Raw genomic sequence first — 12,043 nt, forward strand, 5'->3', positions numbered from 1 at the left:
CCCGGGACGGGGCTCGTCCGGCTGTGCATACGGAACCCATGGCAAAGAAAATGCTCATCGACGCCACCCACGCGGAGGAAACCCGCGTCGTGGTGGTGGACGGCAACAAGGTCGAGGAATTCGACTTTGAGTCCGAAAACAAGCGGCAGCTCGCCGGCAATATCTACCTTGCAAAGGTAACGCGGGTCGAACCCTCGCTTCAGGCGGCCTTCGTGGACTATGGCGGCAACCGCCACGGTTTCCTCGCCTTCTCGGAAATCCACCCGGATTACTACCAGATCCCGGTCGCTGACCGGAAGGCGCTGATGGAGGAGGAGGCAGAGCTTGCCGCCGCCGCCGCCGAGGAAGAAGAGAAGCCCAAGCGGTCGCGTTCGCGGTCGCGCCGGAAGCCTGCGAAGACAACCGAGGCCCCGGAGGCTCAGGCCGACAAGGCGGACAAGGCTCCCCGCGAGATCAGCGGGATGGAAACCATCGATCTTGGCGAGGACGGCGATGCCGGCGAGCCGGGCGAGGGCCTGTCGCCGATGGAAACCGTGGCCGAGACCCCGGTGGCAGAGCCTGACGGCACGCCGGATACCGGTGTGGCCGAAGCCACGCCCGCGGAACAGGCGCTGCCGGATCACGTGACCGAGGCGCCCGCCGCCGCTGGCGCGGACGTGCCCGGAGAGACCCCGACAGAGGAACCCGCGCCCGCCGAGGCGCCGGAAAACCCGACCCCCGCCGAGACCCCGGCAGAGCCGCCCGCGCCTTCCGAGCTGCCCGAGCCGACGCCCGCCGAGACGCCGGTCCAAAGCCCCGACGAGGCCGGTGCAGAGGCCGGGGACGCCGGGCAGGACAGTCAAGAGGACGAGCCCAAGGGCCGCCCCATGGCCGCCGACAGCGACGATGACGCCGATGTGATCACCGCCGAGCCGGGCGGTTCCGACGACGATGACGACGACTCTTCTGACGGCGACGATGGCATCGAATCCGTCGCCGACGACGACACCGAGGAAGACATCCGCCCGGTGCGCAAGCCGTCGCGCGCGCGCCGCTACAAGATCCAGGAAGTCATCAAGGTCCGCCAGATCATGCTGGTGCAGGTCGTCAAGGAAGAGCGTGGCAACAAGGGCGCCGCTCTGACCACCTACCTGTCGCTGGCCGGTCGCTACTGCGTGCTGATGCCCAACACCGCGCGCGGCGGCGGCATCAGCCGCAAGATCACCAATGCCACCGACCGGCAGAAGCTGAAGGCCATCGCCAACGAGATCGACGTGCCCAAGGGCGCGGGCCTGATCATCCGCACGGCGGGCGCCAAGCGCACCAAGACCGAGATCAAGCGCGACTACGAATACCTGCAGCGCCTGTGGGAGCAGATCCGCGAGCTGACGCTGAAGAGCATCGCGCCCGCGAAGATCTACGAAGAGGGCGACCTGATCAAACGCTCGATCCGCGATCTGTATTCGCGCGAGATCGACGAGGTCTGGGTCGAGGGCGAGCGCGGCTACCGCGTGGCCAAGGACTTCATGAAGATGATCATGCCGTCCCACGCCAAGAACGTGAAGCACTACCAGGACCAGATGCCGCTGTTCGCGCGCTATCAGGTCGAGTCGTACCTTGGCGGCATGTTCAACCCGACCGTGCAGCTGAAGTCCGGCGGCTATATCGTCATCGGCGTGACCGAGGCGCTGGTGGCCATCGACGTGAACTCTGGCCGGGCCACGAAAGAGGGCTCGGTCGAAGAGACCGCGCTGAAGACCAATCTCGAGGCCGCCGAAGAGGTCGCCCGCCAGCTGCGCCTGCGCGACCTTGCGGGGCTGATCGTCATCGACTTCATCGACATGGACGAGCGCAAGAACAACGCCGCCGTCGAGAAGCGCATCAAGGACAAGCTGAAGACCGACCGCGCCCGCATCCAGGTGGGCCGGATCTCGGGCTTCGGCCTGCTGGAGATGTCGCGCCAGCGCCTGCGCCCCGGCATGATCGAGGCAACGACGCAGCCGTGCCCCGCCTGTCACGGCACCGGGCTGATCCGGTCCGACGACAATATGGCGCTGAACATCCTGCGTCAGGTCGAGGAAGAGGGCACGCGCCGCCGCTCGCGCGAGGTGCTGCTGAAATGCCCGGTGGGCATCGCCAACTACCTGATGAACCAGAAACGCGAGCATGTGGCCCAGATCGAAAGCCGCTACGGCATGTCCGTGCGGATCGAGGGGGACGTGCACCTGGTCTCGCCCGACTTCACGCTTGAGAAGTTCAAGACCGCGACCCGCGTGGTGCCCGAGGCGGCGCCGGTGGTGTCGGTCGATACCTCGATCATGGACGAGATCGACGAAGCGGCAGAAGCCGCAGAGGCCGAGGAACTGGAAGCCGCCGAAAAGGCAGAGGCCGAGGCCGAGGTATCCGAGGTGCGCGCGCCCTCGTCCGAGGAGGACGGGGAGGACGACGGCAAGCCCAGGAAGCGCCGTCGCCGGCGTCGCCGCAAGTCCAAGTCCCGCGACAACGGCGAGGGGCAGGATGGGGCAGAGGCCTCTGACAAGCCCGAGGGCGACAGCGCCGAGGATGGCACCGGCACCGCGTCGGACAACGACCAGCCCGCGCAGAGCCCCGCCGCCGAAGCGCCTGCCACCCCGGCAGAGCCTGTCGCGGCAGAGGCATCGGATGGTGCCGTGGCCGAAGCTGAAACCGCCGAGGCCGCGCCCGAAACCGCGCCCGAGGCAGAGGTTGCCGTGCCGGTGAAGGAAAAGCCGAAGCGGACCCGCAGCCGGACGCGCAAGCCCAAGGTCGTGACGGAAGAGCCCGCCGCGCCCGCTGCCGAAGCCAGCGATGATGCGGCGCCCGCAGCGGCGGCCCCGGAGGCCGTGACGGAGACTGTGACCGAGGCGGCGCCTGCCGCAACCGAGGTGGCGGACACTGCCGAGGCGGCGACCCCGTCCGAGGCTCCGGCGCCCGAGGCGCAGGCCGAAACCGCAGAGGCCCCGCAGGAAGGGCCCAAGCGCAGGCGCACGCGGGCCAAGGCCTCTGACGTCATCGCGTCGGTCGTCGGCGCCCCGGCGGAGCCTGACGCGCCCGTCGAAGCCAAGGACGAGGCGCCGGTTGCTCCGGCGGTGGAGGAGACTGTGACCGAGGCGGCGCCCGAGCCTGCCGAGGCTGAAGAAGCGCCCGCCGCAGAAGCGCCCGAGGCCACCGAACCGGCTGGCGAGGACGACAAGCCGAAACGCCGCGGCTGGTGGTCCCTGGGCCGCTGATCCGGCAGGACAGACAAGGAAAGCCCCGGCGCGACGCCGGGGCTTTTTCTTTTCAGATCAGGTGATTGTGAGGCGGTCTTGATGTCCTGTCGGGCACCGGATCCCTCACGGCGGACACGGCGGACACGGCGGACACGGCGGACACGGCGGACACGGCGGACACGGCGGACACGGCGGACACGGCGGGCATGGCGGACACGGCGGACACGGCGGACATGGCGGACACAGGGCCCGCCGGATGCACATCAGCCGCGGCGTATCGTCCAGATCATCGCGTTGCCGTCCTCGGCCTGTGTTTCCAGATGATGCCCGGCCTCGGCGCAGAAATGCGGGACGTCGATGATCGCCGCCGGATCGTCGGTGCGCAGCACCAGCAGGCCTCCCGGTTCCAGCGCCCGCAGGCGTTTGCGGGCCTTCAGGACGGGCAGGGGACAAAGCAGGCCGGTGGCGTCGAGTTCATGGGTCATGGCGCAGACATAGAGCGTTTCGACCGGGCGTAGAAGCGGCTCTGCGCGGATTTTCCACCGGCCCGCGACAGGCGGCCCGCGGGGCCGGGGCGGCGCGCCATGGCCGTACCCCCGGGGATGTTTCAAAGACGCCACGCGGATGTGACCCGGGCGGAGCGTGACGCGCCCGCCCGGATGGCCTAAGCCCTGACACATGTTCGGAATCGAGATCATCGACGCATCCCTCTTGCCCGCCATGTTCGTGGCGCTGGCGGCGGGATTCATTTCTTTCCTCTCGCCCTGCGTGCTGCCGGTCGTGCCGCCCTACCTTGCCTATATGAGCGGGGTTTCGATGACGGAGCTGGGGGCCTCGCGCCGCAAGGCGCTGATGTCGGCGCTGTTCTTCGTGCTGGGGCTCTCCACGGTCTTCCTGCTGCTGGGGGCGGCGGCCTCTGCGGCGGGGCGGGCGCTGTTGCAGTACCAGGCGCATCTGAATGCCGCGGCGGGCGTGACGGTGATGATCTTCGGCGCGCATTTCGTCGGGGTCTACCGCATCGGCTTTCTCGACCGCGAGGCGCGCATGGATGCGGGCGACCGCGGCGGCAGCGCCTTCGGCGCCTATGTGCTGGGGCTGGCCTTCGCCTTCGGCTGGACGCCCTGCATCGGCCCGCAGCTGGGGGCGATCCTGTCGCTGGCCGCGTCCGAGGCCTCTGTCTCGCGCGGGACGGCGCTGCTGGGCGTCTACGCGGCGGGCCTGGGCATCCCCTTCCTGCTGGTCGCGGCCTTCCTGCCGCGCCTGACCGGCGCCATGGCCTGGATGAAGCGCCACATGCAGCAGATCGAGCGCGCCATGGGGCTGCTTCTGTGGACCATCGGTCTGATGATGCTGACGGGTGGTTTCTCGGCGCTGTCCTTCTGGCTGCTCGAAACCTTCCCGGCGCTCGCGACACTGGGTTAGGCGGCGCCCCTCGCGGGCGCCGAAGTCCGTGGCGGACTTCGGACCGGACTTCGGCGCGAAGTCCGGTTGCGCGCGGGGCGGGGCGCGCGCCATACTCCTGCCGGATTGCCAGGCTAGGCTGACCGGCAAAACGAGGGCGCGCCATGGCAGAGCAGCACGACACCCCACAGGAAGTGACCCGGCGCCGGGTCTTCTACATTCCCGGCTACGACCCGATTCACCCGCGCCGCTACCGCGAGCTCTACCGCAAGGAGGGCGCGGCGCAGGCGGCAATCTCGGGCTACGCGCTGACGCTGAGTCCCAAGAAGGGCGGCGGCGCCTATGGCTGGCACGTGCAGACGGTCATGGAGGGCGCGGAAACCCAAGCGGATATCGAGGTTCTGGTCTGGTCCGACATCGTTCGCGACAGCATGTCGAACAGCATCCCGGCAACCTACGCGCAGCTTCTGCGCACCTCGTGGGAATACATCGCCACCGGCGCACTGCGGCGGCTGATGCGGCTGCGCAAGGGGCCGGTGATCGCCGCGCTCTACCCGGTCGGGGCGCTTCTGGTGCAACTCGGTCTTGCGCTGCTGCTGGGCTGGGTGGGATTCGCGCTGATCGGCCTGCTGACGCCCTGGCTGGGCATCGCCGCCACGCTGTCCGGCCTTATTGCATGGGGCGGCATCGCCTATGCGGTGCTGCGCTGGTTCCGGGCCAGGGACGGCAAGCTCTTCGCCTATTACCTGATGCACGACTACGCCTTCTCGGCCCTCCACCGCGGCGCCAACCCGCCCGCGCTGGAGGCCCGCATGTCAGAGTTCGCCGCCACCATCGGCACCGCCCTGACCGAAGACGTCGACGAGGTTCTGGTGGTCGGCCATTCCTCGGGCGCGCATCTGGCGGTCTCGATCCTCGCCGACCTTATCCGCGCGGGGCGCGTGCCCGCCAACGGGCCGCGCCTGGCCTTCCTCAGCCTCGGACAGGTGGTGCCCATGGTGTCCTTCCTGCGCGACGCGCATCGGCTGCGGGCCGACCTGCGTTTCCTCTCGGCCAGCGAGGCGCTGTCATGGGTCGACGTGACCGCGCCCGGGGACGGCTGCGCCTTCGCGCTCTGCGATCCGGTCAGCGTCTCGGGGGTGGCGCCCGCGGACAAGCGCTGGCCGCTGGTCTTCTCGGCGCAGTTCACCCGGTCGCTCAGCCCCGAACGCTGGAAGGAACTGCGCTGGCGCTTCTTCCGCCTGCATTTCCAGTATCTCTGCGCCTTCGACCGGCCGCGCGACTACGACTATTTCCGCATCACCGCCGGCCCCCTGTCGCTGGCCAGCCGCTACGCCGGGCGCCCGCCCTCGGCCAGCCGCATCGACCACGCGGTGTCCAAGTATACGAGCGTCGCCGCATGATCCCCCCGAAACCGGCGACGCGCCCGGACCGGGTCTCGCTCTGGCGCTACGTGAAACTCTTCCGGCAGGACATCCTCTCGGCCCAGCCCGCGCGGCTCTACCGGGCCTGGATGGCAGAGTTCAGGTCGCCCTTCTTCCGCTCCTACCTGCTGAACCAGCCCGATCTGGTGAAGACGGTGCTGAAGGAGCGCCCGATGGATTTCCCCAAATCCGACCGCATCGGCGCCGGGCTGCGCCCGCTTCTGGGCAACTCTGTCTTCCTGACCAATGGCGCCGAGTGGCAGCGCCAGCGCCGCATCATCGACCCGGCCTTCGAAGGCGGACGCCTGCGCGAGACCTACCCGGCCATGTGGCAGGCGGCGCTTGCGGCGCGCGACCGGCTGGCGGGGCAGCTGGGTACCGGGGGCGCAGAGGTCGAGGTGGAGGAGCAGGCCAGCCACGCCGCCGCCGACGTCATCTTTCGCACGCTCTTCTCGATCCCCATCGAGGACGCGCTGGCGCAGGAGGTCTTCCACGAATTCCGCGCCTACCAGCGCAGCCAGCCGATCCTGAACCTCGCCGCCTTCATCCCCGGCCCGCGCTGGATGCCGCGCTTCTTCCGGCGCGACACCCGCGCGGCGGCCACCCGCATCCGAAGCCTCATTACGCAACTGACAGAGGCGCGCCAGAAGGCCATCGCCGCAGGCACCGCGCCCGACGACCTCGCCACCAAGATCATGACGACCCGCGACCCCGAGACCGGGCAGACCTTCTCCGCCGCCGAGATGGTCGACCAGGTGGCGATCTTCTTCCTTGCCGGGCATGAAACCTCGGCGTCGGCGCTCGGCTGGGCGCTTTTCCTCCTGGCCTCACATCCCGAATGGCAGGACCGGGTGGCGGCCGAGGGCCGCGCGGTCAACGCCGACTTCGCCAGCGTCTCGAAACTGCGCGTGACCCGCGACGTCTTCCGCGAGACCCTGCGGCTCTACCCGCCGGTGCCGATGATGGTGCGCGAAACGACCCGGCCCGAGCGCTTCCGCGACCGCGCCATCCCCAGGGCGGCACAGATGGTGCTCAGCCCCTGGCACCTGCACCGCCACACGCGCCTGTGGGACAACCCCGACGGCTTCGACCCCGCCCGCTGGCAGACCGAGAACGGCAGGATCTGCGGGCGCGAGGCCTATATCCCCTTCAGCGCAGGCCCGCGCGTCTGCACCGGCGCGGGCTTTGCCATGGTCGAGGGCGTCCTGCTGCTGGCCCTGTTGCTGCGCGACTTCCGCGTGACGACCATCACGAACCGCACCCCGATCCCCGAAGCGCATCTGACCGTGCGCGCGCGCGACGGCATCTGGCTGAGGGTTGAGGAACGCTGACCGGCACGCCCGGGGCGGGTTCGGAATGAAGGTATTTGGACCAAGTAAAAACACCCGTCGACACCCGCCCGCCCGGGCAACGGGTGTCCCACGCCGCCGGGCGGGCGGGCCCTGGGCTTCTTCTTGGCACAAATACCCAAGTGCGACCGTGCCGCTAGCCCGCGGCTGGCGTTTGGCGAAGCCCCGGCCAGGTTTAGCGTTAACAGTGGCGCGCGCCCCTATACCCGCTTCGCGGGACGGGGTATCGACCATGTCTAGAGATTTCACCGTGGCGAGGAAGAGTACATGACACAGGACGATTTCGCGAAGATGAAGGCGCAGATGGCGGGCGGCAAGGGGTTCATCGCCGCGCTCGACCAGTCGGGCGGCTCGACCCCCAAGGCGCTGGGGCTCTACGGCGTCACCGAGGACATGTACGATGGCGAAGAGGCCATGTTCGGCCAGATCCACGAGATGCGCACGCGGATCATCAAGGCCCCCGACTTCACCGGCGACAAGGTGATCGGCGCGATCCTGTTCGAGCGCACCATGCGCGGGGCCGTGGATGGCACCCCGGTGGCGGAGTACCTGTGGAACAGCCTGTCCGTCGTGCCTTTCCTGAAGATCGACAAGGGGCTCGAGGACGAGGCCAATGGCGTGCAGATGATGAAGCCGATTCCGGGTCTGGAAGAGAGGCTGAAAGAGGCCGCGGGCCTCGGCGTCTTCGGCACCAAGGAGCGCTCGGTCATCCACGAGGCCAATGCCGAGGGGATCAAGGCCGTCGTGGCGCAGCAGTTCGAGGTGGGCGCCACTGTGGTGTCCTGCGGGCTGGTGCCGATTATCGAGCCCGAAGTCTCGATCAACTCCGCCACCAAGGCCGAGGCCGAGGCGATCCTGAAGGACGCGCTCAAGGCCGGCCTCGACGCGCTGCCCGAGGGGCATGACGTGATGCTCAAGCTGACCATCCCCAGCGAGGACGGGCTCTACGACGATCTGGCCGATCACCCGCGCGTGGTGCGTGTGGTGGCCCTGTCGGGGGGCTATTCCACCGACGAGGCCTGTGCGCGTCTGGCGCGGCAGCCGAAGATGATCGCCTCTTTCAGCCGGGCGCTGGCCGAGGGCCTGTCGAAGCAGCAATCCGATGCCGCGTTCAACGCGGCCCTCGGCTCGAACATCGACAAGATCTACCAGGCCTCGCTGTAAGCGACCCGCCTGGCATCTTCGGACCCGGCCGCGCCTGCCCGCGCGGCCGGGTCTTTTTGTCTGTCGTCACGGCGTGGGCCGCGCCCGGAAATCCGCCAGCCGCTTGCCCGGTTCATCGACGAAGAGGCCGGGCAGGGGCGTCAGCGCCCCGATCCGGTCGATGCGCAGGGTGGCGAAATCGCCCGCCGTCTCGTCCCAGGCCACGCAGGTCCAGACCCGTCCCCAGTAGTCGATATGCAGGGGCCGGATATCCCGGACCTGGCCGTCGAGCGTGACCCGCAGCTTCTGCCGGGCGCGGATGGCGGCCCGGATCGCGGGCATATGGGTGAAGCCGCGCGCCGCTTCCGCAAAGGCATCGGTGGCAAAGCCGAAGGGCGCCGGCGCGCTGCCCGCGTCTTCGGGCAGGACCGTGTCGATCTTGCGGGCGAGGCTGCGGGCGGCGGCGGCCTGTTCGGCCATCTCGGAGGCGCCGAGCGCGGCGAGCGCGAGGTGCAGCGCCTCGAGCTCTGCCTCTGTCAGGTTGAGCGGCGGCAGGGTGATGGCGGCCTGCACCGTGTAGCCGTAGCCCCGCGCGCCCTCGACCGGAACGCCGGAGGCGGCGAGCACCTCCATGTCGCGGTAGATCGTGCGGACCGAGACCTTCAGATCCTGTGCCATGGCCTCTGCCGTGTGCAGCCTGCCGTCGCGCAGCCGCTGCATCAGGGCGTATAGCCGGTCTTTCCTGTTCATGCGTCAACCTCTGTGCCGGGGGCAAATTCCTTGCAAGGAATTTGGAAGGATTTTGCAAAATCCTTCCGCGCCGCGCTGCTATACTGACAAAATCCTGACAACTGACAAGGTCATGACACACGTGGTCGGGCATAGCGGCGCTTTGGCGCTTTTGTCGGGCGCCGGGAGCCGTTAGAACCCGGTCTCGGATTTCACGCGTCGCAAGGGCTGCGGCGCCGGACAAGGAGACCGCCATGTTGAACAATATCGGCCTTCCGGGCCTTCTGCTGATCGCCGTCGTCGTGCTCGTTCTGTTTGGGCGGGGCAAGATTTCCTCGCTGATGGGCGAGGTCGGCAAGGGCATCACCGCCTTCAAGAAGGGCGTGAGCGAAGGCGGCCAGGAACTTGAAGACCAGAAAAAAGCGGAAGAGGCGCGCGACGTGACCCCGCAGGCACCGGAGCACAACCCGGCCGACGAGAAGGACAAGGTGTAACCCGCCATGTTCGATCTTGGCTGGACCGAACTCATGGTCATCGGGGTCGTGGCGTTGATCGTCGTCGGCCCCAAGGACCTGCCGATGCTGTTTCGCAACGTGGGCCGCTTCATGGGCAAGGCCCGCGGCATGGCGCGCGAGTTCAGCCGGGCCATGAACGATGCGGCGGAGGAATCCGGCGTGCGCGACGTGGCCAAGACCTTCAAGACCGCGACCAACCCGATGAGCAGCGCCATGGACGGCGTCAAGGACGCGGCGAAATCGCTGACCGACATCGACCCGGAGAAGGCCGCCCCGAAACCCGGTAGCGAAACCGCCAAGCTGTCGCAGGAGCGCGACGAGGCCCGCCGCAAGATCGAGGCCAGTGCCGCCCGGGCGGCCGCCGAACGCAAGAAGCGCGAGGCGGAGGAGGCCATGAAGAAGGCCGAGGCGCTGGAGGCGGACCTGACGGCGCCGGGTGAGGACACCCCGAAGGGGACCGACGCATGAGCCATATCGAAGACGACATCGAGGACAGCGCCGCGCCGCTGATCGAACATCTGGCCGAGCTGCGCACGCGGCTGATCCGGTCGGTCATCGCCTTCATCATCGGGATCGTTCTGGCCTTCGTCGTGGCCGAACCGATCCTGCAATTCCTGCTGCAGCCGATCGAGGCGACCCTGCGCGACCTCGGCGACCCCTCGCCGACGCTGCAGTATACCTCGCCGCAGGAATACCTGTTCACGCTGTTCCGGATCTCGATGGTCTTCGGATTCGCGCTGGCCTTCCCGGTGATCGCGCACCAGATGTGGCGTTTCGTGGCGCCGGGTCTGTACCGCTCGGAGAAGGCGGCCTTCCTGCCGTTCACCATCGCCTCGCCGATCATGTTCCTGCTGGGCGCCTCCTTTGCGCATTTCGTGGTGACGCCGCTGGCGATGGCCTTCTTCCTGGGCTTCGCCGATGTCAGTTCGATCTTCGCCAACCTGCTGGCACAGACCACCGACGCGGTGCCCGATGCCGCCGCCGTTGTGCCCGCCACCGAGGACGGGCTGCGGATCACCTTCTTCGGCAAGGTCAACGAGTCGCTCGACATCACGCTGAAGTTCATCATCGCCTTCGGCCTGTGCTTTCAGCTTCCGGTGCTGCTGACGCTGATGGGCAAGGCCGGGCTGGTCTCTGCCGAGGGGCTGGGCAATGTGCGCAAATACGCGGTGGTCGGCATCCTGCTGCTGGCCGCGCTTGTGACGCCGCCGGATGTGATCACGCAGATGATCCTCTTTACCGTCGTCTACGGCCTGTACGAGATCTCGATCTTCCTGGTCGCCCGCGTCGAGAAGAAGCGCGAGGCCGACCTGCGGGCACAGGGCCTGTGGTTCGAGGAGGAGAACGGCGAAGAGGACCCGCTGGTCAAGGAATTCGACGAGGACGAGAAGTGAGCAAGACCCTGAAACGGATCGCGGCGGCGCTGGAACGCATGGCGCCGCCGCCCCTGGACGCGCCGGATTTCGATGCAGAGGCCTTTGTCTGGCACGTGGCACCCGATGCGCTGGTGCCGGTGCCGCGGGTCAGCCGCATCGAGCTGGAGCTGCTGGTGGGCATCGACCGGGCGCGCGACACGCTTTATGCCAATACGCTGCAATTCGCCCGCGGCCTGCCGGCCAACAACGCGCTGCTCTGGGGCGCGCGGGGGATGGGGAAATCCAGCGTCGTCAAGGCGGTCCATGCCGCCGTGCGCGCCGAGGGCCCGGACCTCAAGCTGGTGGAGCTGCAACGCGAGGACCTGCCGTCCGTCGGGCGCCTGCTGGCGCTCTTGCGCGACGCGCCCTACCGCTTTGTGCTGTTCTGCGACGACCTCAGCTTCAGTCATGACGACCAGCACTACAAATCGCTGAAGGCGGTGCTGGACGGCGGGGTCGAAGGGCGCCCGGACAACGTGGTGCTCTACGCCACCTCGAACCGCCGCCACCTGATGCCGCGCGACATGATCGAGAACGAGCGCTCGTCCTCGATCAACCCCTCGGAGGCGGTGGAAGAGAAGGTTTCGCTGTCGGATCGCTTCGGGCTGTGGCTGGGCTTCCACCCCTGTTCGCAGGACGAATACCTTGCGATGATCCGGGGCTATTGCGACAGCCACGGCGTGGCGATCGACGACGAGACCCTGCGCGCCGAGGCAATCGAATGGCAGGCCACGCGCGGGTCGCGGTCCGGCCGGGTGGCCTGGCAGTATTTCACCGACCTTGCCGGTCGAAAGGGTGTGGCGCTGAGCTGAGCGTGGCCTTCCGGGCGGCGGTGGCGATTCTGCCGGCCTGAGCCTC

11 protein-coding genes are annotated in these 12,043 nt (G+C 68.2%); 9 read left to right on the forward strand and 2 right to left on the reverse strand.

The annotated features are described in order from the left end of the window. Window positions 1-38 precede the first annotated feature (38 nt). Window positions 39-3,227, forward strand: a complete 3,189-nt coding sequence (locus ACN5KJ_RS02985) for an Rne/Rng family ribonuclease (protein WP_418591995.1) — start codon at window positions 39-41, stop codon at window positions 3,225-3,227. Between the two features lie 245 nt (window positions 3,228-3,472). Here ACN5KJ_RS02985 and ACN5KJ_RS02990 read toward each other — a convergent pair whose 3' ends face one another. Next, window positions 3,473-3,694 (reverse strand): sulfurtransferase TusA family protein, encoded by a 222-nt coding sequence (locus ACN5KJ_RS02990; protein WP_418591996.1) that lies wholly within the window; start codon window positions 3,692-3,694, stop codon window positions 3,473-3,475. Window positions 3,695-3,887: 193 nt separating this feature from the next. Here ACN5KJ_RS02990 and ACN5KJ_RS02995 point away from each other — a divergent pair, with 193 nt between their 5' ends. The 4 genes from ACN5KJ_RS02995 (at window position 3,888) to ACN5KJ_RS03010 (ending at window position 8,547) form a co-directional block, all read left to right on the forward strand. Further along, window positions 3,888-4,631: a cytochrome c biogenesis CcdA family protein gene (locus ACN5KJ_RS02995; protein WP_347167491.1), complete on the forward strand. Its 744-nt coding sequence runs from the start codon at window positions 3,888-3,890 to the stop codon at window positions 4,629-4,631. 143 nt (window positions 4,632-4,774) lie between these two features. Then, window positions 4,775-6,013 carry a hypothetical protein gene (locus tag ACN5KJ_RS03000; protein ID WP_418591997.1) on the forward strand — a complete coding sequence of 413 codons (1,239 nt, stop codon included), beginning with the start codon at window positions 4,775-4,777 and terminating at the stop codon, window positions 6,011-6,013. Beyond that, a complete protein-coding gene (locus ACN5KJ_RS03005; protein WP_418591998.1) occupies window positions 6,010-7,365 on the forward strand; it encodes a cytochrome P450 in 1,356 nt (451 codons plus the stop codon). The genes ACN5KJ_RS03000 and ACN5KJ_RS03005 overlap by 4 nt, the downstream gene beginning before the upstream one ends. 285 nt (window positions 7,366-7,650) lie before the next feature. Beyond that, window positions 7,651-8,547, forward strand: coding sequence for a fructose bisphosphate aldolase (locus ACN5KJ_RS03010; protein WP_418591999.1), 897 nt, complete (start codon window positions 7,651-7,653; stop codon window positions 8,545-8,547). A gap of 66 nt (window positions 8,548-8,613) precedes the next feature. Here ACN5KJ_RS03010 and ACN5KJ_RS03015 read toward each other — a convergent pair whose 3' ends face one another. After that, a complete protein-coding gene (locus tag ACN5KJ_RS03015) occupies window positions 8,614-9,276 on the reverse strand; it encodes a helix-turn-helix transcriptional regulator (protein WP_347167494.1) in 663 nt (220 codons plus the stop codon). Window positions 9,277-9,509: 233 nt separating this feature from the next. On the opposite strand from ACN5KJ_RS03015, the gene ACN5KJ_RS03020 reads away from it, so the two are divergent. The 4 genes from ACN5KJ_RS03020 to ACN5KJ_RS03035 are packed head-to-tail and all read left to right on the forward strand — an operon-like array spanning window position 9,510 to window position 11,997. Continuing rightward, a complete protein-coding gene (locus ACN5KJ_RS03020; protein WP_418592000.1) occupies window positions 9,510-9,749 on the forward strand; it encodes a twin-arginine translocase TatA/TatE family subunit in 240 nt (79 codons plus the stop codon). Between the two features lie 6 nt (window positions 9,750-9,755). Beyond that, window positions 9,756-10,238 carry a Sec-independent protein translocase protein TatB gene (gene tatB / locus ACN5KJ_RS03025; RefSeq protein WP_418592001.1) on the forward strand — a complete coding sequence of 161 codons (483 nt, stop codon included), beginning with the start codon at window positions 9,756-9,758 and terminating at the stop codon, window positions 10,236-10,238. Continuing rightward, window positions 10,235-11,164 carry a twin-arginine translocase subunit TatC gene (tatC, locus tag ACN5KJ_RS03030; protein ID WP_347167496.1) on the forward strand — a complete coding sequence of 310 codons (930 nt, stop codon included), beginning with the start codon at window positions 10,235-10,237 and terminating at the stop codon, window positions 11,162-11,164. Before tatB ends, tatC begins: the two co-directional genes overlap by 4 nt. Window positions 11,165-11,202: 38 nt before the next feature. Next, the gene (locus ACN5KJ_RS03035) at window positions 11,203-11,997 is read left to right on the forward strand and encodes an ATP-binding protein (protein WP_418592231.1); all 795 of its coding nucleotides are present in this window, start codon (window positions 11,203-11,205) and stop codon (window positions 11,995-11,997) included. Window positions 11,998-12,043: the final 46 nt, after the last annotated feature.

The sequence above is a fragment of the Ponticoccus sp. (in: a-proteobacteria) genome (assembly GCF_048381735.1).

What these genes read in the sequence shown, in the direction of transcription:
- tatC (WP_347167496.1), top strand. Translation starts at nt 10,235, where the DNA reads ATGAGCCATATCGAAGACGACATCGAGGACAGCGCCGCGCCGCTGATC.
- ACN5KJ_RS02995 (WP_347167491.1), top strand. Translation starts at nt 3,888, where the DNA reads ATGTTCGGAATCGAGATCATCGACGCATCCCTCTTGCCCGCCATGTTC.
- ACN5KJ_RS03010 (WP_418591999.1), top strand. Translation starts at nt 7,651, where the DNA reads ATGACACAGGACGATTTCGCGAAGATGAAGGCGCAGATGGCGGGCGGC.
- ACN5KJ_RS03005 (WP_418591998.1), top strand. Translation starts at nt 6,010, where the DNA reads ATGATCCCCCCGAAACCGGCGACGCGCCCGGACCGGGTCTCGCTCTGG.
- ACN5KJ_RS03000 (WP_418591997.1), top strand. Translation starts at nt 4,775, where the DNA reads ATGGCAGAGCAGCACGACACCCCACAGGAAGTGACCCGGCGCCGGGTC.
- ACN5KJ_RS03035 (WP_418592231.1), top strand. Translation starts at nt 11,203, where the DNA reads ATGGCGCCGCCGCCCCTGGACGCGCCGGATTTCGATGCAGAGGCCTTT.
- ACN5KJ_RS03020 (WP_418592000.1), top strand. Translation starts at nt 9,510, where the DNA reads ATGTTGAACAATATCGGCCTTCCGGGCCTTCTGCTGATCGCCGTCGTC.
- ACN5KJ_RS02990 (WP_418591996.1), bottom strand. Translation starts at nt 3,694, where the DNA reads ATGACCCATGAACTCGACGCCACCGGCCTGCTTTGTCCCCTGCCCGTC.
- tatB (WP_418592001.1), top strand. Translation starts at nt 9,756, where the DNA reads ATGTTCGATCTTGGCTGGACCGAACTCATGGTCATCGGGGTCGTGGCG.
- ACN5KJ_RS02985 (WP_418591995.1), top strand. Translation starts at nt 39, where the DNA reads ATGGCAAAGAAAATGCTCATCGACGCCACCCACGCGGAGGAAACCCGC.
- ACN5KJ_RS03015 (WP_347167494.1), bottom strand. Translation starts at nt 9,276, where the DNA reads ATGAACAGGAAAGACCGGCTATACGCCCTGATGCAGCGGCTGCGCGAC.